The sequence below is a fragment of the Pigmentiphaga sp. YJ18 genome (assembly GCF_038066655.1).
Taxonomy (GTDB): Bacteria; Pseudomonadota; Gammaproteobacteria; order Burkholderiales; family Burkholderiaceae_B; genus Pigmentiphaga.
Genome location: NZ_JBBUKU010000002.1, coordinates 834,154 through 855,540 on the forward strand (window position 1 = coordinate 834,154; position 21,387 = coordinate 855,540).

Here is a 21,387-nt window from a genome sequence, read left to right on the forward strand (position 1 = left end):
CCGCCGACCGCACCAGCCATCAAGTTTAGTCCAACCCGGCGTGGAACGCCTCGGGCCGGATCGGGGCTTACCCCATGTGCAGGCCGCCGTTCAGCGAGAAATCCGCGCCGGTGGAGAATCCCGCGTCGTCGGAGGCCAGCCAGGTCACGATGGAGCCGATCTCGTCCGGCGTGCCCAGCCGCTTCACCGGGATGGTGTCGACGATGCTCTGGAGGACGTCGGGACGGATGGCGCGCACCATGTCGGTACCGATGTAGCCGGGCGAGACCGTGTTGACCGTCACGCCCTTGGACGCCACTTCCTGCGCCAGCGCCATCGTGAAGCCGTGGATGCCGGCCTTGGCCGTGGAATAGTTGGTCTGCCCGAACTGCCCTTTCTGGCCGTTGACCGAACTGATGTTGATGATGCGCCCCCACTTGCGCTCGGTCATGTCGCCGATGACCTGCTTGGTGACGTTGAACAGGCTGTTGAGGTTGGTGTCGATGACGGCCCGCCAGTCCTCCAGCGTCATCTTGCGAAAGACGCCGTCGCGGGTGATGCCCGCGTTGTTGACCAGCACGTCGACCGGACCGAATTCCTCTCGCACCTTGGCGAACGCGGTCACGGTGGAATCCCAGTCCGCCACGTTGCCCACGGAGGCGTGGAACGTATAACCGAGCGCCGATTGTTCGTTCAGCCACTGCTGAGAATCGCGATTGGGCCCGCAGCCGGCGATGACGGTGAACCCCGCCTTGGCCAGCCGCTGGCAGATGACGGTGCCTATGCCGCCCATGCCGCCCGTCACGTACGCTATCTTTCCGCTCATGATGCCTCCTTATGAAACGGCGGAACCCCCCGCCGTTTGACCCGCAGAATACGTATGTCTCCTGTCATACCGCCCTGGTCCGCACGTACTTGCCCGGTGCGGGTTCGATGACGGGATGATCGGCGCCGCCCAGCGCGCCCGGCGCCTTGCCCTGGCGCCCTCCGTGCTCCTTGATCCAGGTTGCCCAGTCGTTCCACCAGCTGCCCGGCACTTCGCGCGCCCCGCCCATCCACGCGGCGGCGTCGGCCGGCAGCTTGCCGTCCTCGCGCACCCAGTAGCTGCGCCGGTTGCGCGAGGCCGGATTGATGACGCCCGCGATATGGCCCGAGGCCCCCAGCACGAAGCGCATCCGCCCGCGCAGCAGCGCGGTCGACGCGTAGGCCGAGGTCCAGGGCACGATGTGGTCCTCGCGCGAGCCGTACACGTAGGCCGGCATGTCGAGCGCGCTCAGGTCCAGTCCCACCCCGCAGGCGCGCACCTTGCCGGGCACCCGCAGGTTGTTCTCGAGATAGGTGTTGCGCAGGTACCAGGCGTAGAACGGTCCCGGCAGGTTGGTGCTGTCGGCGTTCCAGTACAGAAGGTCGAAGGCCGACGGCGCCTGTCCCTTCAGGTAGTTGTTGACGACGTAGTTCCAGACCAGGTCGTTGGGGCGCAGGAAGGCGAAGGTGGTGGCCAGTTCGCGCGCCGCCAGCACGCCGCCCGCGGCGAACTGCTGTTCGCGCATCAGCACCTGGGCTTCGTCGATGAACACGTCGAGCACGCCGGTGTCGGCGAAATCCAGCAGCGTCGTCAGCAGCGTGAGCGAGGCCACCGGGTCCTGGCCGCGCGCCTTCGCCACGGCCAGCGCCGACGACAGCAGCGTGCCGCCCACGCAGAATCCCAGCGCATTGATCTGCGGCTGCCGCGAGATGGACGAGACCGCGCCGATCGCCTCGAGCACGCCTTCCTGCAGGTAGGCGTCCCAGTCGGCATGCTGCACGCCGTCGGCGTCGGCCGACAGCGGATTGCGCCACGACACCATGAACACCTGCATGCCCTGTTCGAGCGCGAAGCGCACGAAGGAGTTGTGCGGCTGCAGGTCCAGGATGTAAAACTTGTTGATGCAGGGCGGCACGATCAGCAGCGGGCGCGCATAGGTGCGCGGCGCGAGCGGCTTGTACTGGATAAGCTGGAACAGCCGGTTCTCGAACACCACCGAACCTTCGGTGGTGGCCAGGTTGCGCCCGACCTCGAACGAGGATTCGTCGGTATGGGAAATGCGCCCCTTCTGCAGGTCGGCCATCAGGTTGGCGATGCCCTGCTGCAGGCTTTCGCCGCCGGATTCGAGCAGCCGGCGCTGCGCGTCGGGATTAAGCGCCAGGAAGTTCGAGGGCGACATGGCCTCGACCCATTGCATGGTGGCGAAGCGCAGCCGGTTCAGGACGTGCTCGGGCGCCTCGATGCTGTCGGCCATCTTGAGCATGGTGCGCGCGGACAGCAGGTAGGCATGCGCCATGAAGGCATGTCCGGGGCTGGCACCCCAGGCTTCACCGGCGAAGCGCTGATCGGACAACGGTTCGAGCTCGCCGGCGCTGGCGGCCCGCCACAGATCGGCCCATTCCTGCGCGAACTCCTGCTGGATCTCCAGCAGCTTCTCGGGGGCCATGGCGTGCCCGCCCGACAGCATGCGACTCGAAGGCGCCGACGACCCAGGCATGTCGACCCTCTGATCCAACATCTGCTGCCATGCTTCCAGCCACGCCAAGGGGTTCGTAGAATCCTGCCTGGACTGACTCACTAGAACACCTTGTTGATTCGATTACGCTAGATGCCATAGTGCATAGCGCGCCTGCGGCTGTCAAATCGCGCAAGACCCGCGCCAATGCCTGCGCGGCGCGCCGATCGGACCGACGTTTCACTCATATTTCATCTTCGCCGACCCATGCATTTTTCCTTCCTCGTCGCCATCGGCTGGCTTTACGTGACACTGCTGATGTCCCTGGCGCAGCCCACGATTCTGGCGGGTATCGCGACCCTGCTGTTCTACGGCCTGCTGCCGGTCGCGATCCTGCTGTACATCTTCACCGCGCCCATGCGCAAGCGGCTGCGCCGCGCGCGCGAAGCGGCGCGCGACACCCCGGAAAACCCTGATCAAGAGAAACCCTGATGGAGATGGCGGCCATGCGCCGCCCTGAGCGCCTGGCGGTCAGGGGACGAGCCAGGCCAGCGTCGCGAAGCGTCCGGTGACGCCTTCCTTCCGGTAGGAGTAGAAGCGGTCGTTGCCGGCCACCGTGCACAGATTGCTGCGCGCGACCGTGGCCACGCCCGCGGCACGCAGCCGCTGCTCGGCCAGCGCCGGCAGGTCGGCCAGCCACTTGGGCGCCCCCGCCGCGTCGCGCCCGCCCGTCGGGACGAAGGCATGCGCCGGCGGTTCGGCCATGCGCGCGAAGGCGGCCCGGACCTCGTCCCCCACCTCGAATGCCGCCGGGCCGATGGCCGGCCCTATCCACGCCCGCAGGTCCGTGCCCGGCGCCACGGCCATCGCCGCCACGGCGTTCTCGAGCACACCGGCCGCCAGCCCGCGCCAGCCGGCATGGGCCACGGCCAGAACGCCGGCGCCGGGCGCCGCGATCACGACCGGCAGGCAGTCGGCCGTCATGATGGCCAGCACCCTGCCTGGCGCGCGCGTGACGGCGGCGTCGGCCGGCGCGGGATCCGTTTCGCGGTCGGCGTCGGCCACCCGCGTGCCATGCACCTGCTCCAGCCACAGCGGATCGGACGGCAGTACCGCGCGCAGGCGCGCGCGGTTCGCGGCCACGGCCTCGGGTGCGTCGCCCACGTGGGCGCCCAGGTTGAACGAAGCGTACGGCCCGGTACTGACGCCACCGCCGCGGGTGGTGGCGACGATGCGCAGCCCGGGCCAGGCCGGACCTTCCTGCACGAACGGCTCGGCGGCATTCATTCCTCGTCCTCCTCGTCCAGGTAGTCGTCCGCGTCCTGTCCGTCATCGTCCCAGGCGATCACGCGCACGACGGCCTGCATGTCGTCCGGCACCGGCGCGCGGAATACGCGGGACAGGCCCAGGACCGGATCGTCGAACTGCAGCCGGGCCGCGTGCAGCATCTGCCGCGCGGCGGGCTCCACCGCCTTGCCGCCGTACAGCGTGTCGGCCAGCAGCGGATGGCCGATGCTGGCCATGTGCACCCGTATCTGGTGGGTGCGGCCGGTTTCCAGGCGGCACTCGACCTCGGTCACCGGCATGCCGCCGGGCGAGCGGCCCAGGCGCAGGGGCTCGAAATGGGTGATGGCCGGCTTGGCGGCGATGGGCCGCTCCACGCTCATGCGCACCGGCACGCGCGGATCCCGGCCGATGGGCCGGTCGACGGTGCCGCCGCGCCGCACGTGGCCCGACACCAGCGCCAGATAGCGCCGCCCGACGGTGCGGGCCTGCAGCTGCCGCACCAGCGAGGTCTGCGCCGTGATGGTGCGCGCCACCACCATCAGCCCCGAGGTATCCTTGTCCAGCCGGTGTACGATGCCGGCACGCGGCACCTGGGCCAGTTCGGGGTAGCGGTGCAGGAGGCCGTTCAGCAGCGTTCCGTGCCAGTTGCCCGCCCCCGGGTGCACGACCAGGCCGACCGGCTTGTCGACCACGATCCAGTCGGCGCTATCGGCCACGACCGGAAAATCGATGGCTTCCGGCGTGAAGGCCAGCGACTCGGGCGCCGCTTCCTCCCAGACCGTAAGCTGGTCACCCGGCCCGACGACCTGCCGCACGGACGCTTCCTTGCCGTTGACCAGCACGCCGCCGCGCTCGATCCAGCCTTGCAGGCGGCTGCGGGAATGCTCGGGCAGCAGTTGCGCCAGGACCTTGTCCAGGCGGCCGGCGCGGGTGCCGGGAGGCAGGTCCAGCAGGCGCGGTTCGGCTTCCTGGGTTTCGATATCTTGGGACGGCAGCGAAGATGACATGTTTCTGGAGGGCGTGGCCGCGAAGCCCGAATATAATCATGGATAGTCTATTGGTGAGGGACACCACCATGCAGTTGAATTCCCTGGCAATGCAAGCAGCCTGCGGGCATCCGGCCCCGGCCCGGCGGCAGAGCCTCGTTACGCGGCTGGGCCTGGGCCTGGCCCTGGCCTGCCTGCTGGCCTTTTTCGTCCTGGCGGGTTGCGCCAATACCGGCAAGGAACCCGACCCCACGGTGGGCTGGACTGCCGAAAGATTGTACAAGGAGGCCAAGGACGAGATGGACACCGGCAACTGGACCCAGGCGGCCAAGTTGCTGGAAAAGCTCGAATCGCGCTATCCGTTCGGCGTCTTTGCCCAGCAGGCGCAGATCGACATCGCCTACGTCTACTGGAAGGACGGCTCGAACGCCCAGGCCCTGGCCGCGATCGACCGCTTCGAGCGCCTGCACCCCAACCACCCCAGCCTGGACTACATGCTCTACCTGAAGGGGCTGATCAACTTCTACCAGGACAGCGCCTTCCTGGCCAACCTGACGCGGCAGGACCCCAGCGAGCGCGACCCCAAGGGCGCGCGCGAGTCGTTCGACGCGTTCAAGACCCTGGTCGCCCGCTTCCCCGACAGCAAGTACGCGCCCGACGCCCGCCTGCGGCTGAACTACCTCGTCAACTCCATCGCGATGAACGAGGTCCACGTCGCCCGGCTGTACCTGGATCGCGGCGCCTACGTGGCCGCGGTCAACCGCGCGCAGACCGCCGTACGCGACTTCCAGGGCGCCCCCGCGGTCGAGGAAGCCCTCTACATCATGGTGCTGGCCTACGACAAGATGGGCATGACCGACCTGCGCGACGATGCCTCGCGCGTGCTAAGCATGAACTATCCCGACAGCACCTTCGTCAAGAGCGGCTTCCAGAAGGAAAGCGGCCCGTGGTGGAAGATCTGGTAAGGGCACCGCGCCCGTGACCAGTGCCCTGCTGATCGACGATCACGCCATGTTCCGGGAGGGGCTGGCGCTTGCCCTGCGGCAAGCGGCCGGCCCCTCGCTGCATCTGCGCACCGCCGCCGACGGCGCCGAGGCCCTGGCCCTGCTCAGAGACGCCACGGCCGACATCGCGCTGATGGATTACTACCTGCCCGATCTCGGTGGGGCGGCGCTGGTGCGCCAGTTGCGACGCGCGGGCGCCGGCCTGCGGGTCATGGTGCTGTCCGCCTCCGAGGACCAGGAGGACGCCGAGGCGGCGCTGGCCGCCGGTGCCCACGGCTTCCTGCACAAGTCGGCCGACGTCGGGCAGTTGCTGGACGCCATGCGGCGGGTGCTGGCCGGACAGGTCGTGCGGCCCCCGGAAAGCCCCCTGCCCGCCTCGCTGGCCGTGCTGTCCGAGCAGCCGCCGGGCCGCCTGACGCCGCGCCAGACCGAGGTGCTGTGCCTGCTGTGCGAGGGCCTGCGCAACGGCGAGATCGCCGAGCGGCTGGCCACCACCGAGAAAACCGTCAAGGCCCACATCTCGGCCATCTTCGCCGCGCTGGGCGTGGTCAACCGCACCCAGGCGGTGCTGGCCGCGCGCCGCGCCGGCCTGTTCGGCAAACCCAGGTAAAGCCTCGGGCCTGCCGACGCTAACCCAGTAGCCGTACCATGACTTCCCGCAGCTCGGCGGGCTCGACCGGCTTGTGCATCAGCGGCCAGGTCCGCGCCGACGCCTCCGCCAGGCGCTGGGGATCGGTGTCGCCGCTGACCAGCATCGCGGGGATGTTCTCGTCGTTGTATTCCTCGTGCAGGGCGTCGATCACCTCGATTCCCGTCTCATGGTTGCGCAGCCGGTAGTCGCTGATGATCAGGTCCGGCCGCTGGTCGTGACGGGCCGCGGCCAGCAGGATCTCGCGGCCGCTGCCGCCGGCCACGACCCGGCAGCCCCAGGCCTCCAGCAGCAGCTGCAATCCCTGGCGGTTCTCGGTGTCGTCGTCGATCACGAACACCAGCCGGTCCCGCAGCGCGCCGGCGGTGCGGCCGGCCGGCGCCGCGACGGGCTGGCCGCCGAGCTGTTCCGCCATCCGGGGCACGGTAATGGCAAACACGCTGCCCCGCCCCGGGCGCGAGCGCAGCCCGACGGCATGCCCGAGCAGCTTGGCCGTACGCCGCACGATGGCCAGCCCCAGGCCCAGCCCCTTGCTCCGGTCCCGCTCGGGATTGTTCAACTGATGGAACTCCCAGAACACTTTGTCCTGTTCGGATGCGGGGATGCCCGCCCCGGTGTCCCAGACCTCGATGCGCCAAGCCCCCCGCCGCGGCCGGCACGCCAGCAGCACCCCGCCGCGCGAGGTGTTGCGGATGGCGTTCTCGACCAGGTTGCGCAGGATGCGGTCCAGCAGCGCCGGATCGGTGTAGACCACCGCCCGCGTGGGCCGCACGCGCAGGACCAGCGACTTGGCATCGGCCTGCGGCGTGAACTCCAGCAGCAACTGGTCGAACAGCGCGGTCAACGCGAAGGTCCGCCGGTTGACACGCACCACGCCGGCGTCCAGGCGCGAGATGTTCAGCAGCGCCTCGAACAGCGTTCCCAGCGCCGAGGCGGCCTTGCCCACGCTGTCCACCAGGCGCCGGCTCTCGTCGGGCAGCGGTTGTTCCTTCAGCACGCCGATGAACAGGCTGAGCGCATGGACCGGCTGGCGCAGATCGTGGCTGGCCGCGGCCAGGAAGCGCGACTTGGCCAGGTCGCTGCGTTCGGCCGCTTCCTTCTCGCGTTGCAGGCTCTCGACCAGGGAAAGATTCTCGAAGCGCAGTCGCAGCGAATCGATCTGCGTGCGCGACATGCGCTGCGCGAACACCAGCGTCACGGCCAGGTACAGCGCCGCCGCCAGCGCCAGCACGGTATGCATGGTGCCCGGAATCGCCAGGATGGCGACGAAAGGCAGCGAGAAATACGGCAGTTCGAAGGCATACAGCAGCGGCAGGTCGATGCAATAGGCATAGATCGCCCCCGTGCCCAGGGTCAGCAGCGCGACGATCAGGAACATCTGATGCGGCAGATCCACGTGCAGCATCCAGTAGGCGAAGGGAATTCCCCACAGCAGTCCGGCCACCCCGGTCGTGGCGATGGCGGCCCGGCGCCAGCGCGCCAGGCCCGCCGCGCTGCCGGCCGCCCGCTTGTACCGCGACACGCCCCAGGCACGAACCAGCGTCCAGGCTGCCTGCGCCAGGAACCAGGCCAGCAACTGGCCCACGGGCACCGCATCGCGCAGCGCCGCCCACACCAGGCCCACCGTCAATAGCGCGCCGCACAGCGAAAACGGCAGGTTGCGGCGAAGTATCGCCGCCTGTTCGGCCTGGAGCTGTTCGGCAAGGGGAAGGCGGGAGGCGGACATCGGGCTCGGAATTCCGGAAACTGGCACAACGCTATCACGGACGGAAGACCCAGGCATTGGACCTTAGGCCAATGCGCGCTGCGGGACACTCCGATACGCTTGCGGCCAAGTTCCCCACCCGACAGGTATCGCCCATGCTCCCACGACTCCGCGCCCGGCTGCCGCGCGTGCTGTCGCTGCTTTCCATCCTGGCCCTGGCCGCCTGCGGCGGAGGGGAAGACGGCGCCGCCCCCGTGCCGCCGCCTCCCGAGACCGGCCCGCGGCTGACCGTCGATTGCAGCGGGCCACGCTGCGGCGCGATCGACGCCCATCGCTATGCCGGCTCCGGCGTAGGCGTCTGGCAGTACACCAACGACACCGACGAACGCGTGGAAGTACCTGTCAGCATCGACGGCATACCGGGCAAGGACGTGCACCTTTCCTACGTGAACCAGTCGGATGCGCGGCAGAAGCTGCCACCGCTGGAATTGTTCCCGCGCTCGCCCTACGTCGACGCGGCCGCATCGACCGCGCTGCTGCGCGCGGCGGGCCCCGCCTCGAATCCGGCGGAAAGCCGGCTCCCTCGTGCGCCTCATGCGCCCTACGACATGCGTGCCTTGCCCCGCCCGCGCGTGAAAACCGCCTCCGGACCGGCCCTGACCCGCATGGCCGCCGCGGCGTCCCATCGGGTGGGCGACACGAAGGAATGGTGGGTGAATGACTTTTCGTACCGGGACGACGCCAAGGCGCTGCGTCCGACCACGCTGCGACGCACTTTCCGCGTCGATGGCGCCGATCCCAGGACCCTGAACATCTGGGTCGAGGACGCGGTCACGGACGCCGGCGTGCTGACCGACGAAGCCCTGGACCAACTACAGCAAGGGATCCGATCCACCTACGACCGGGTGACCAGGATCGCCGGGCCGATCTGGAACGAGAATCCCTACGAAGACATCATCGGCGCCGGCGAAGACCTGAACGTGGTGATCGTCGAGCGGATGGAGGTCCTGGGCTACGTCAGCTATACCGACTCCTACGTGCGTCACTACTATCCGGACCTTCCCCGCATCCAGCAGTCCAACGAAGCCCTGGCGGTGTACATGCACGCCCGGACCATCTACGCCCCCGATGACGTCTACACCGACTTCATCCAGAATTTCTCGCACGAACTCACACACATCGTATTCTGGTTCTATCGAGGCATTCTCGGCGGCAACGAGTACACCCTCGACTCCTGGCTGAACGAAACGGTCGCCGAAGCGATGAAGGACCTGGTCTACCATCCCGACGACCCGGCGCCCTCCGACACCGCGTCGCGTTTCCGAGACTGGATGATCTGGGGCCAGCGCGGTGGCTTCAACTGCGATCTGCGCGACATGTATCCGATCCCGTCGCCGGACCGGGCCTGCTATGGCTACAACACGGTCAATACGCTGGCGGCCTATCTGATGCGCCAGCACGGCGCCGATCTGTTCGTCTCGCTATTGAACGATTTCAGCTCGACCAACTCTTTCGAGGTCCTCGACCACTCTATCCGGCAGGTGGGGGGCGACGGCTTCCAGGCCATGCTGCGCCGTTTCGGCAGCAGCGCGGCCCTGTTTCCCGCGGCGGCTTCGCCCTCGGGCTTCGGCTATCCCGAGAGGCATGAAGGAGAGATTTCGCTCATTCCGCTGGACGGCGCGCGGTATGCCGACACCACCGCATTGCCCAACAGCGTGCCGCTTTACCTGGAACCCTACGGCTTCTTCCCGTTCGTGCGGCCCCGCATCCAGGGCAGCTACCGCGAGACCCTGCTCGTTCCGCCGCGCTCCAGCCTGAGCATCGTCATCCGATAGCAAGGATCCGCCATGACAACCACCTCTGCACGAACACGCGCCCCGATCAGTTCTTTGGCCATCCATGGCGTGTGGCTGCTCCTGGCCGCCTGTGGCGGGGATGGCGACCAAGCCCTGCCGGCCCCGCCCGTCGAGCCTCCCGCGGCCAGCCTGGCGGTGGACTGCGCGGGCCCTCATTGCGGCGCGATCGCCTCCGACCGCTACGACGGCCAAGGCATCGGCCTGTGGCAATACACGAACGACACGGACGAACGGGTGGCGCTGCCCATACGGATAGCCGGCATCCCGGGCAAGGATGTCCAGTTGATCTACGCCAGCCATTCCGACGTGCCGCAAAAACTGCCGGCGCTCGAACTCTTCGTCCGCTCGCCCTATCCGTTGGAGGCGCCCATGGCAGCCCTGAGCGGCCCCCCTCCAGATCCCGGCAAGCCCCTTCCGTCCCGCTCCCTCGACCACGAGCGCATTCCGGCGGCTGCCTGGCGAAAACTGCGTGCGCAGCCACGCGTCTCGCCGCAACTGCGGACCGTTCCCGATGCCTATGTCCCGCCCCGGACCGGAGACCGACGGGAATGGTGGATAGGCAACCGCTTCAGCGAACAGAATCCTCCCCTCTTGCGCCCTGCCACCTTGCGCAAGCAGGTCATGGCCTCGGGTACGGATCCTCGCCGCGTGAACCTGTGGGTCGCCGATCCGGTGGAAGGTCCGGATCGCATCACCGATGCCATGCTGGACCAGTTGGCCGACCGCGTCCTGGCCGGGGACGATGCACCCTACGCCCGGCTGTCCGCGCTGGCCGGACCGCTTTGGGGTCCCAGCCCGTACGAAAACGCCATCCCGCCCGACCAGGATCTCCACATCGTCATTGCCGGCGGATTCGACAGCGGCGGCTACTTCGGCCAGATCAACCTGCTCAAGCGCGACGTACCCACCGGCATTCCGGAGTTAGACAGCCTGCTGCGCTTCAGCAACGAAGCCCTCGTTGTCGTCCTCCACGCCGCCGCGCTGTACGACCCGCTCGGCATTTCCGGCTACGGACCTTCGATGCTGATGCACGAACTGACCCACATGGCCACCGCCTATGGGCGCGACTTCAGCCGCACGACTTCCTACACCAACGACACATGGCTGGAAGAAATGGTCGCCACCATGATGCAGGACGTGCAATACCGGGAAGATCTCGATCCGGCGCACCCGATACGGGACGACCGGCTCGCGAGCTGGCTCCGGCTGGTCAGATGGGGCTCCCTGAACTGCGATCTGCGTTCCGTCTCGGCCCAGGACTACACCCAGGCCTGTTACGGCTATGACCGGGTGGGAAGCTTTGGCGGCTTCCTGCTGCGCCAGTTCGGCGTGCAGTTCTTCCACGGGCTGCTGCACAACACGAGTTCGCAGGATTCGTTCGAGGTCCTGGACGATGCCATCCGGCAGGCGGGCGGAGCCGGGTTCGCCCAGGCCTGGCAGCGGTTCTCGACGACCGCCGCCCTGCTGCCCGCCTCGGCCGTGCCGGCGGGCTTTGGCATGCCGGCGCGCAACGAGAGCGGCTATGCGCTGGTCCCCATGGACGGCGCCCGCTACGCCGCCGTCAGCGAACTCCCCACGGCCACGCCCATGCAGCTCGCCCCCTACGGCATCTTTCCCTTCGTGCGCCCGGGTATCCAGGACACCTACCGGGAAACCGTGACCGTACCGCCCCACACCAGCCTGTCGGTGGTCATCCGATAGGCCCGGACATCACCGGCAATCGTCTCAAGGAAAAGCCATGCTCTCCTTTTCGCTACGCATGCGTACCCTTCCCCTCCGGCTGGCCTTGCTCGGTCCGGCGCTCGTGCTGTCGGCCTGCGGCGGCGACGGCGCCGTGACGCCCGACACCCCCGAGCCGCCGCCCCCGGCCGTCGCCCGGCTGGCCGTCGATTGCAGCGGCCCCCATTGCGGCGCGGTCGACGCCCATCGCTACCTGGGCTCCGGCGTCGGCATCTGGCAATACACGAACACGACGGGCGAACGGCGCGAGGTGGAAATCGACATCTCGGGCCTGGCCGGCAAGGACGTGCAGTTGATCATGACGAACCACGACGACGCGCCGCTGAAGATGCCCGGCATCGAATTGTTCGAGCGCTCGCCTTATCCGGCGGATGTGCCCGCGGCCGCGCGGCGCGCCCCCGCCTTTTCCCTGGCCATGCCGGTCGCCTCGAAACAGGCTGCGGAGAATCTGGCCACGGAAAAACAGGCCACCGCCAGCCGGGCCGTCGCCCCTGCCTCCGTCGTGGGCGCCACGCGCCTGTGGTGGGTCGATACGTGGACCGAGGGCCGGGTCGAACGTCCCTTCACACTGCATCGCCAGGGCCAGGCCCAGGGACCGGATGGCTCGCGCCGGGTCAACATCTGGCTGGAGGACGATCAATACGGCGACGGGTTGGTCGACGACGCGATGCTGGACACCCTCCTGCAACGCGTCGCGGCCGGCCCGCGGTCCGTCTACACACGAGCCACGGAACTCGCTGGCGAACCGTGGGGACAACATGAAACAGCCGGAGCGATACCACCGGCGCAGGACCTGAACATCGTGCTGGGCAAGGAGCTGGCCTACGTGTCCTACCCGGGCAGCCGGGACTTGCGCATCCGCCAGCAGACGGGCAATCCCGACTTCGACGAATACGTCCGCACCAGCAACGAGGCACTTGCCGTGTACCTGACCACGGAGCGCTTCTATCAGCCGGACGACTACTACGATTCCGGCGAACCGCCCGCAGCCATGGCGCTGTTGCTGACACAGTTGGCCAACATCTATCACCGCTCGGCGCTACCCGCCAACGACCAGTCCTTCGAACCCTGGCTCGACATGATGACGGCCCTGATGATGCAGGACATCCTGTATCTGCCCGGCAGCGATGCGTATCAACCCGTCGGCGACATCTACCGCTGGTACTGGCTGTCGATGGGCGCCACGGGCGGCTTCAACTGCGGCCTGAAGACCGCGCGGGACGCAGCCGACAACAGTTGCTATGTCCTTGGCGCACAGGCGACCTTCGGCGCCTACCTGCTGCGGCAGTACGGCATCGGCTTCTATCGGCAACTGCTGCGCAACACCAGCTCTGCCGATTCCTGGGCCATCCTGGACGACGCCATCAAGCAGGCGGGCGGAGAAGGCGCGGATGCCGCCCTGCGCCGCTTCGCCACCAACATCGCCCTGCTGCCGGCGGCCGCTTCGCCCAAGGGCTACGGGCTGCCGGAACGGACCGACGGCGCCTACACGCTGGCCGCCATCGACGGCGCTACCTACGCGAGCGAACTGGCCCTGCCGACCGATACGATCATGACCCTGATGCCGCGCGCCTTCTTCCCCTTTGCCCGGCCGGCCGTACGGGACACCTACCGGGAAAACATCGTCGTGCCACCGCATGCCAGCCTGTCGGTCGTCGTGCGCTAGGAGCCGCCATGAGCCTCGCCATGCGCGTGCCTGCCTTGCTGTCGGCCGCCGGCCTGATCCTTCTGTCGGGATGCGGCGGCGACAGCGAGCCCGCCGCGCCGCCGGAGCCCCCTTCGGCCGGCGCGGACGCGGCCAGGACCGAAGGCCCGCGCCGCCATCGACGGCCCGGCCTGCCGCCGATGGCGGCCGATCCGATGCAAGCGTTGAAAAGCCGCAAGCCCTCGCCCTCGGCCAGGATCATCGCGCCGCGCGCGGCCGCCCCGCGCCCCGGCTCGGAGACGTGCGCACCTGGCGGGTGTCCGGATACGGGATGGGCACGGAGGAGGACGCGTTCCGCCGCTCGACCCTGGTCCGCCAGGCCGTGGCCCGCGACGGGCGCGGCATCCACGTCTGGGTCGATGCGCAAACCCAGGCGGCGGGCAGCGTGACGGACGCGATGCTGGACGGTTTCATCCGCGACCTGGTCCAGGGAGAAACCGCGGTCTACGATCGAACCGTTGCACTGTCCGGACCGCCATGGGGGCCGTATCCCGACGTCGGGTTGCCGGCCCTTGCCCCTGATCAGGACCTGCACGTGGCCTTCATCCGCGACATGATGGCGGCCGGGATGGTGCACTGGAACGACGTCGGGCTGAACGACCCGGCCGGCCCGCCGGAGGACAATCTCAGCAACGAGGCGCTGGTCGTCTTCATCTCCGACGACAATTTCTACAATCCGGTGCTGGACGAACTGGCTACCTTCGCCCATGAACTGACTCACCTTGCCACCCGCTACCGGCAGGTCATCGCCCAGGAGCCGGGCCAGGAATACTTCCACCAATCCTGGTTCGTCGAACTGATGGCGCTGATGGCCGAGGACGCGCTCTACCTGCCCGGACTGAACCGCCACCACGAGAACCGGGATTTCTTCGTCCGCTACTGGCTGCGCGACCAGGGCTTCAACTGCGACATCCTGTCCATCCCCATCCTGGCCGTGGACCGCTGCGACAGCTACAACATCAACTCGACCCTGGGCGCCTACCTGCTGCGCCACTACGGCATGGCCCTTTATCGACGGCTGCTGGACGAGACCGGCGCGCCGGATTCCTGGGGCATCCTGGACAAGGCCATCCGCGACGTGGGCGGCCCCGGCGTCCAGACGACGCTGCGCCGCATAGGCACGGCCATCGTGCTGCTGCCGGCGGCCTCGCCGCCGAACTTCGGGCTGGGCGCCAGAAGCGACGCCGGCTACGAACTCGTGCCGATGGACGGTTCTCTGTACGCGGACTACGGGCTGCCCGCGGGCGTGCCGATGTATCTGCAGCCGCGCGGCTTCTTTCCTTTCGTTCGACCCGCGATCCGCGACGTGTACGAGGAAACCATTACCGTCCCGCCCCGGACCAGCGTATCGGTGGTCGTCCGCTAGCGGCCTCAGGCCGCGGGCGAGACCGCCTCGGCCCGCTCGGCGTAGAAGGCTTCGACGTCGGCCACGTTGCGCGTGCGCGTGAACGGCGGCAGGCCGCGCCACAGCAGCTTGCCGTAGGGCTTCTCGACCAGCCGGCGGTCGCCCACCATCAACACGCCCCAGTCGGTTTCGGTGCGGATCAGCCGCCCCGTTCCCTGCTTGAGCGCGATGGCAGCCTCGGGCAACTGGTATTCGAAGAAAGGATTGCCGCCCCGCTCGCGGCTGGCGCGGATGCGCGCGTCCAGCACCGGATCGTCCGGCGGCGCGAACGGCAGCTTGTCGATGGCCACCAGGGTCAGCGCGTCGCCCGGCACGTCTATGCCTTCCCAGAAACTGGCGCTGCCCACCAGCACCGCGTGCGCGCTGGTGCGGAAGCGTTCCAGCAGTTCCCGGCGGGAACGGTCGCCCTGTCTGAACAGGGGCCATTCCCACCCTCGCGCGCGGAAGGCTTCCTGCAGCAGCTCGGCCACCCGGTCCACCGCGCGCAGGGTCGTGCACAGGACCAGCGCCGAGCCCCGGCTGGCCGCCAGCACGGGCAGCAGCGCCTCGACGAAGCCTTCGGTGAAGCGCGGATCCTGGGGCGCGGGGATGCCGTGCGGCACGAACAGGCGGCCGTTGACCCCGTAGTCGAACGGCGATTCCCAGCGGCCGGTCGTGGCCTCGTACAGGCCGAGCTGGCGCGTGAAATGCGAGAAATCCTCGCGCACCGACAAGGTGGCCGAGGTCAGTATCCAGGCCTGCCCCGCCGGCCGATACTGCGAAAACGCCTGCGCGACGGACAAGGGCGCCGTATGCAGGCGGATGTGGCTGGCGCCGGTTTCCACCCAGCGCACCCAGCCGTCGTCCGCCCGTTGCGCGGGCGGCTCGGTGGAAGGTTCGGAGGACGACGCCGGCGCCGGTTCCGGCCAGGCGGATTCGGCCGGCTTGGCGGCCTGTTCCGCATGCGCCGGCGGCACGCCATGGGCCTCGGTCCAGCGCGCCAGCCGCGCGATCAGGTCCGGGCCGCGCTTGGCCACCATGTCCAGGTCGGGATGGCGTTCGCCCACGGCCATCAGGATGCGGCCCAGGGTGTGGACCGTATCGATCACCTGCTGCACCGCCTTGCCGAAATCCCGGGGATTGGGCAGCGTGTCGAAGGTGCTGCGCTGGCCCGGCATTTTCTCGACCGCCGCGCACGACAGCCGAAGCTCGCGCGTGGCCTGTTCGACGGCCTGCCCCAGTACCGGCCAGTCCGCGCTTTCGCGCGCATGGGACAGGCCGGCGACCGTGGCGTCGCGCGCGAAGTCCAGCAACTGGTGCGACGACACCGACTCGCCCAGGAAGCGCGTGGCGGCGGCCGGCAACTGGTGGGCCTCGTCGAACACCACCGTATCGGCGGCCGGCAGCAGGTCGGTGATGCCTTCGTCCTTGAGCGCGAGGTCGGCCAGGAACAATGCATGGTTCACCACCACCACGTCGGCCTCGACCGCGCGCTTGCGGGCCTGCATCACGAAGCACTCGCGGAAGGCCGGACAGTCCGAGCCCAGGCAGTTGTCGCGGGTGGACGTGACCTTGTGCCAGATGTCCGCGTTCTCGGGCACCTCGGCCAGCTCGGCCTTGTCGCCGCTGCGGGTGTGCTTGGCGAACGACTCGATCTTGCGCAGTTGCGCGACCTCCGCGCGCGAGGCCAGCCGGCCGTCGCCCACGGTGCGTTCCAGGTGATAGTGGCACAGGTAGTTGGAGCGCCCCTTGAGCAGCGCGATGACGACGGGCAGCCCCAGCGCATCCCGCACGGCCGGCAGGTCGCGGGCGAACAACTGGTCCTGCAGCGTCTTGGTCCCGGTCGAGACCAGCACCTTGCCGCCATGCATCAGCACCGGCACGAGATAGGCGAAGGTCTTGCCGGTCCCGGTGCCGGCCTCGGCCACGAGGGTGCCGCGATCGCCGATGGCCTGCGCGATGGCCTGCGCCAGTTCGATCTGCTGGATCCGGGGCCGGTAGCCCTTGAGCTTGCCGGCCAGCGGACCATCGGCAGCGAACACGGCGGCCACGTCGGCGCCGATGTCCATGATCGAAGCCGTCATGCAGGAATGTCCGGAATCAGTTGCATCTGCAAGGCCACGATGTGGTCCTTGAGCTGGAGCTTGCGCTTCTTCATGCGCTTGAGGCGCAGTTCGTCCACCGCGGTATCGACCGCCAGCCGCTCGATGGCGGCGTCGAGGTCGCGGTGCTCGAGCTGCAACTCGACGATGCGCGCGGTCAGCACCTGGGTCCTGTCATCCATCACGGCTTCCCGGCGGGCGCCGGGGCGCCCTCTTCCTGCTGCCGCGCCTTCAGGCGCTCGGCCTCTTCCTCGCGGTCGGCCCGGCGCCGGGCGCGCTTGGCCTCGGCTTCCTGGCGATCGCGGGCCTGCTTCTCGGCATATTCGCGCGCCTCGGCCTGCTTGCGCTCGAACTCGGCGCGGTTGCGGGCACGGACGGCGGGGTCGTCCACGTCGCGGGGCGGACGCGGCGCCGGCGCGGCGGCGGGGGCCGACGGGCGCGGCGGCGGGGCCGGTTCCGCCTTGGGCGGCGGACGGCTGGCCGCTTCCTCCGCCTTGCGTGCGGCGCGGTCGGTTGCCTTGGCGTCGCGCTCGGCATTGTCGCGATCGCGCTTCTCGTGCCGCTCGCGGGCCTCTTCGCGCCGGATGTACAGTTCGGCCGCGCGGCGGTCCGAATCCGTGCGCGTCACGCCGGCATTGCGCTCGAGCCTGGCTTTTTCGGCGCAGCGATTGGCGAAGAACTTGTGCATGCACTCGGCGGCATCGATGTCGTACTGCCGCTTGATGCGGTCGGACTCGGCCTTGGCGGCGTCGGCGGCCGCCTGGGCGGCCTCTTTCGAGGCATAGGCCTGCGCGGGAACGGACTGCCCGTCCTCCCCGGCCGCCAGCGCCGGCACGGCGGCAAGCGTCACGGCGGCGGGCAGCAGCCAGCGCGCCAGCCGGGCGGCCCAGCGGCCCGTGGCCGGCGGGCCATCGACACATTGCGTAACGCCCGGGCGGAAAGCAATTAAGGACATATTCTCAGACTGTGGCAAAATCCGCGGCTTCATTTTCCAAGGTAGGACGGACTCGATGGCTATGGTCACCGACCGGGGCGAGGCACTCGACACCCAGGCCCAATCCCGCATTATCGCCCAGCTTGCCGAAGAACTCGGCGCGCGCCCGGCGCAGGTCTCCGCCGCGGTGGAACTCCTGGATGACGGCGCGACCGTGCCGTTCATCGCCCGCTACCGGAAGGAAGTGACCGGCGGCCTGGACGACACCGTCCTGCGCAACCTGGAAGTGCGGCTGGAATACCTGCGCGACATGGAAACCCGCCGCGCGGCCATCCTGGCCTCGATCGACCAGCAGGGCAAGCTGACGCCGGAACTCAAGGATGCGCTGACCACCGCCGACACCAAGCAGCGCCTGGAAGATCTTTACGCCCCGTACAAGCCCAAGCGCCGGACCCGCGCCCAGATCGCCCGGGAAGCGGGCCTGGAGCCCCTGGCCGATGCCATTCTCGCCGATCCGGCCATCGATCCGCAAACCGCCGCCGCCACCTACGTCAACGCCGAGGCCGGCGTGGCCGACGCCAAGGCCGCCCTGGACGGCGCCCGCGACATCCTGACCGAGCGCTTCTCCGAGAACGCCGAGGTGCTGGAGAACCTGCGCGGCTACCTGTGGAGCACCGGCCTGGTCTACTCCAAGGTGGCCGAGGGCAAGGAAGCCGAAGGCGCCAATTTCCGCGACTGGTTCGACTTCAACGAACCGCTGCGCACCCTGCCCTCGCACCGCGTGCTGGCCATGCTGCGCGGCCGCCAGCAAGGCGTGCTCGAACTGCGCCTGGGCCTGGAACCCGAACTGGAAGAACAGCTTCCCCACCCTTGCGTGGCGCGCGTCGCCAAACTGGTCGGCCTGGACGGCGTATTCGCCCTGGACGTCAGCCCGCGCCAGAAATGGCTGGGCGAAGTCTGCCGCTGGACCTGGCGCGTCAAGCTGCTGCCCTCGTTCGAGACCGAGAACCTGGCCCGCCTGCGGGAAGAGGCGGAAGCCGAGGCCATCCGCGTCTTCGCCCTGAACCTCAAGGACCTGCTGCTGGCGGCGCCCGCCGGCCCGAAATCCGTGCTGGGCCTGGACCCCGGCATCCGCACGGGCGTCAAGGTGGCCGCCATCGACCGCACCGGCAAGCTGCTGGACACCGCCACCGTCTACCCGCACGAGCCCCGCCGCGACTGGGACGGCTCGATCGAGACCCTGGCCCGCATCGCCCGCCGCCACCAGATCGAGCTGATCGCCATCGGCAACGGCACCGCCTCGCGCGAGACCGAGAAGCTGGCCGCCGACCTGATGAAGCGCTACCCCGACCTGAACCTGACCCGCATCGTCGTGTCCGAGGCCGGTGCGTCCGTCTATTCGGCCTCGGAACTGGCCGCCACCGAATTCCCCGATCTCGACGTCAGCCTGCGCGGCGCCGTCTCCATCGCTCGCCGCCTGCAGGATCCGCTGGCCGAGCTGGTCAAGATCGATCCCAAGTCCATCGGCGTCGGCCAGTACCAGCACGACGTCAACCAGCGCGAACTGGCCCGCATGCTGGACAGCGTGGTCGAGGACTGCGTGAACGCCGTGGGCGTGGACGTGAACACCGCCTCGGCGCCGCTGCTGACCCGCGTCTCCGGCCTGAACGCCGCGCTGGCCAAGAACATCGTGTCCTGGCGCGACCAGAACGGCGCCTTCCCCTCGCGCGCGAAGCTCATGGACGTGCCGCGCTTCGGCGACAAGGCCTTCGAACAGGCCGCCGGCTTCCTGCGCGTGGCCGACGGCGACAACCCGCTCGACTGCTCGTCCGTCCACCCGGAAGCCTATCCGGTGGTCGAACGCATCCTGGCCAAGCTCCAGACCGAGATCCGCGAAGTCATCGGCAACCGCGCCGCGCTCAAGGGCGTCTCGCCCGCGCAGTTCACCGACGAACGCTTCGGCCTGCCCACCGTCCAGGACATCTTCAGCGAACTCGAAAAACCCGGCCGCGATCCCCGTCCCGAGTTCAAGACCGCCACCTTCCAGGACGGCGTGGAGACGCTGAACGACCTGCGCCAGGGCATGATCCTGGAAGGCGTGGTCACCAACGTCGCCAACTTCGGCGCCTTCGTCGACATCGGCGTCCACCAGGACGGCCTGGTCCACATCTCGGCGCTGTCCGAGAAATTCGTCAAGGACCCGCGCGACGTGGTGCGCGTGGGCCAGACGGTGAAGGTCAAGGTGCAGGAAGTCGACCTGCAGCGCCAGCGCATCGCACTGACCATGCGCCTGAACGACGACTCGGTCCCCGCGCGCCGTGGCGACGGCGGTAGCGCCGGCGCCGGCCGCCCGGGAGGCGGCGGTCGCGGGCGCGATCGCGGCATGAGCTCGCCTCCGCCGGGAGAAAGCGCGATGGCCGCGGCCTTCGCGAAGCTGAAGCGGTAGACGGCAACGCCGGACGGCTCACCAAGGGGAAGCGAACACGCTTCCCCTTTTTTTGCCGCCGGACCGCCCCAAGGCAAAAAAGCACCCCCTCGGGGGGCAGCGCCGCCGCGTAGCGGCAAGCGTGGGGGCATTTTTTGCCGCCGGGCCGCCCCAAGGCAAAAAGCACCCCCTCGGGGGGCAGCGCCGCCGCGTAGCGGCAAGCGTGGGGGCATTTTTTGTCAGATCACGAGTAAGTGCGGCCGTCCCCCACCGGCCAGATCGCCGCAAGCCGCGCCACCGTTTCCTTGACCCGCGGGGCGATGTCCTCCAGCGCCTGGCGGTTCATCCGGGCGCACGGCGCCGCCAGCGTCACCACGCCCACGCATTCCTTGTGGTCGCCGAACCGGCGCACCATCACGGGTACGCCGATCGCGCCCACGCCCAGGGAATGTTCTTCGTAGGAAATCGAATAGCCCCGCTGGGCAGACAGCTTCAGGTCGTCCAGGATCGCTTCGACCGTGGCGAGCGAATGCTCGGTAGCGGGCTCCAGGCCGCGTTGCAGCACGAGCCCCAACGCGCGCTCGCTGCTCATGGTGGACAACCAGGCCTTGCCGGCCGCATGCAGGTGCAGCCGCACTTCGAAGCCATAGCTGGGATTGAGCTGCAACAGCCGGCTTTGCGCCAGGATGGAAGAGACCCAGGTGATGCTGTCGCCTTCGGCCACGGCCAGCCGGATCAGCTCACCGGTGGCATCCGCCAGTTCGCGCAGGATGGAATTGCTCTGGTCCAGCAACAGCGATCGGGACATCTTCCGCAGGCCCAGGTTGCTGAGCTTGAACGTCAGGCAATACCGCCCGGACGCGGGATCGCGGAAGACATAGCGGCAGGCGACGAGCGTGTTGAGCAGCTTGAAGGCGATGGCCTTGTTCACCGCCAGCAGGCCGACGATGTCCGTGAACGACAACCCGTCCCTGGCGTCCGCCAGGGCCTCCACGACCTCGAACGCGCGCTGTACGGCGGCGATCTGCTCGACCTTGGCCGATTCGCCGGCGTCCGCCGCGTCGTTAAGGGCCGGCGCCTGCTGGGGTTCATCCATGGTTCGCAACCGTTCGAATTTTCATGAAAACCATAGTTACTCTCCATTAAGTTTT

The 21,387-nt window shown here is 68.5% G+C and carries 17 protein-coding genes; 8 read left to right on the forward strand and 9 right to left on the reverse strand.

The window, feature by feature from the left end; all coding sequences use genetic code 11:
- Nucleotides 1-67: 67 nt before the first annotated feature.
- Nucleotides 68-805, reverse strand: coding sequence for an acetoacetyl-CoA reductase (gene phbB / locus WKR98_RS17710; RefSeq protein ID WP_124689399.1), 738 nt, complete (start codon nt 803-805; stop codon nt 68-70).
- A 64-nt stretch (nt 806-869) separates the two neighbouring features.
- Nucleotides 870-2,501, reverse strand: a complete 1,632-nt coding sequence (gene phaC, locus WKR98_RS17715; protein WP_341434226.1) for a class I poly(R)-hydroxyalkanoic acid synthase — start codon at nt 2,499-2,501, stop codon at nt 870-872.
- 225 nt (nt 2,502-2,726) lie between these two features.
- On the opposite strand from phaC, the gene WKR98_RS17720 reads away from it, so the two are divergent.
- Nucleotides 2,727-2,951 (forward strand): hypothetical protein, encoded by a 225-nt coding sequence (locus tag WKR98_RS17720; protein WP_124689397.1) that lies wholly within the window; start codon nt 2,727-2,729, stop codon nt 2,949-2,951.
- A gap of 39 nt (nt 2,952-2,990) precedes the next feature.
- Here the strand turns inward: WKR98_RS17720 and pgeF are convergent, their stop codons facing one another.
- A complete protein-coding gene (gene pgeF, locus WKR98_RS17725; RefSeq protein WP_124689396.1) occupies nt 2,991-3,746 on the reverse strand; it encodes a peptidoglycan editing factor PgeF in 756 nt (251 codons plus the stop codon).
- The gene (locus tag WKR98_RS17730; protein ID WP_341434227.1) at nt 3,743-4,753 is read right to left on the reverse strand and encodes an RluA family pseudouridine synthase; all 1,011 of its coding nucleotides are present in this window, start codon (nt 4,751-4,753) and stop codon (nt 3,743-3,745) included. Before WKR98_RS17730 ends, pgeF begins: the two co-directional genes overlap by 4 nt.
- A 146-nt stretch (nt 4,754-4,899) precedes the next feature.
- On the opposite strand from WKR98_RS17730, the gene WKR98_RS17735 reads away from it, so the two are divergent.
- Nucleotides 4,900-5,697, forward strand: coding sequence for an outer membrane protein assembly factor BamD (locus WKR98_RS17735; RefSeq protein ID WP_445936124.1), 798 nt, complete (start codon nt 4,900-4,902; stop codon nt 5,695-5,697).
- 13 nt (nt 5,698-5,710) lie between these two features.
- Nucleotides 5,711-6,346, forward strand: a complete 636-nt coding sequence (locus WKR98_RS17740; RefSeq protein ID WP_124689394.1) for a response regulator transcription factor — start codon at nt 5,711-5,713, stop codon at nt 6,344-6,346.
- A 19-nt stretch (nt 6,347-6,365) separates the two neighbouring features.
- Here the strand turns inward: WKR98_RS17740 and WKR98_RS17745 are convergent, their stop codons facing one another.
- Nucleotides 6,366-8,111, reverse strand: coding sequence for an ATP-binding response regulator (locus tag WKR98_RS17745; RefSeq protein ID WP_341434229.1), 1,746 nt, complete (start codon nt 8,109-8,111; stop codon nt 6,366-6,368).
- A gap of 134 nt (nt 8,112-8,245) precedes the next feature.
- On the opposite strand from WKR98_RS17745, the gene WKR98_RS17750 reads away from it, so the two are divergent.
- The 4 genes from WKR98_RS17750 to WKR98_RS17765 all read left to right on the forward strand — a co-directional run bounded on the left by WKR98_RS17750 (nt 8,246) and on the right by WKR98_RS17765 (nt 14,757).
- Entirely contained in the window at nt 8,246-9,925 is a 1,680-nt protein-coding gene (locus WKR98_RS17750) for a M30 family zinc metallopeptidase (RefSeq protein ID WP_341434230.1), read from the forward strand.
- A 12-nt stretch (nt 9,926-9,937) separates the two neighbouring features.
- The gene (locus WKR98_RS17755) at nt 9,938-11,647 is read left to right on the forward strand and encodes a M30 family zinc metallopeptidase (RefSeq protein WP_341434231.1); all 1,710 of its coding nucleotides are present in this window, start codon (nt 9,938-9,940) and stop codon (nt 11,645-11,647) included.
- A 37-nt stretch (nt 11,648-11,684) separates the two neighbouring features.
- Complete coding sequence (locus WKR98_RS17760) at nt 11,685-13,352, forward strand: M30 family zinc metallopeptidase (RefSeq protein ID WP_341434232.1); 1,668 nt, start codon at nt 11,685-11,687, stop codon at nt 13,350-13,352.
- 310 nt (nt 13,353-13,662) lie between these two features.
- The gene (locus WKR98_RS17765; RefSeq protein ID WP_341434233.1) at nt 13,663-14,757 is read left to right on the forward strand and encodes a M30 family zinc metallopeptidase; all 1,095 of its coding nucleotides are present in this window, start codon (nt 13,663-13,665) and stop codon (nt 14,755-14,757) included.
- 5 nt (nt 14,758-14,762) lie between these two features.
- On the opposite strand, the gene WKR98_RS17770 is transcribed toward WKR98_RS17765, so the two are convergent.
- From WKR98_RS17770 to WKR98_RS17780, 3 genes are read right to left on the reverse strand one after another with little or no spacing between them, the layout of a single operon-like run.
- Nucleotides 14,763-16,859, reverse strand: coding sequence for an ATP-dependent DNA helicase (locus WKR98_RS17770; RefSeq protein ID WP_445936108.1), 2,097 nt, complete (start codon nt 16,857-16,859; stop codon nt 14,763-14,765).
- Nucleotides 16,856-17,059: a YdcH family protein gene (locus WKR98_RS17775; protein WP_341434234.1), complete on the reverse strand. Its 204-nt coding sequence runs from the start codon at nt 17,057-17,059 to the stop codon at nt 16,856-16,858. Before WKR98_RS17775 ends, WKR98_RS17770 begins: the two co-directional genes overlap by 4 nt.
- The gene (locus WKR98_RS17780; protein WP_341434235.1) at nt 17,059-17,832 is read right to left on the reverse strand and encodes a hypothetical protein; all 774 of its coding nucleotides are present in this window, start codon (nt 17,830-17,832) and stop codon (nt 17,059-17,061) included. Before WKR98_RS17780 ends, WKR98_RS17775 begins: the two co-directional genes overlap by 1 nt.
- 55 nt (nt 17,833-17,887) lie before the next feature.
- Between WKR98_RS17780 and WKR98_RS17785 the strand changes: the two genes are divergently transcribed.
- Nucleotides 17,888-20,257, forward strand: a complete 2,370-nt coding sequence (locus WKR98_RS17785; RefSeq protein WP_341434236.1) for a Tex family protein — start codon at nt 17,888-17,890, stop codon at nt 20,255-20,257.
- 223 nt (nt 20,258-20,480) lie between these two features.
- On the opposite strand, the gene WKR98_RS17790 is transcribed toward WKR98_RS17785, so the two are convergent.
- Nucleotides 20,481-21,332: an IclR family transcriptional regulator gene (locus tag WKR98_RS17790; RefSeq protein ID WP_124689385.1), complete on the reverse strand. Its 852-nt coding sequence runs from the start codon at nt 21,330-21,332 to the stop codon at nt 20,481-20,483.
- Nucleotides 21,333-21,387: the final 55 nt, after the last annotated feature.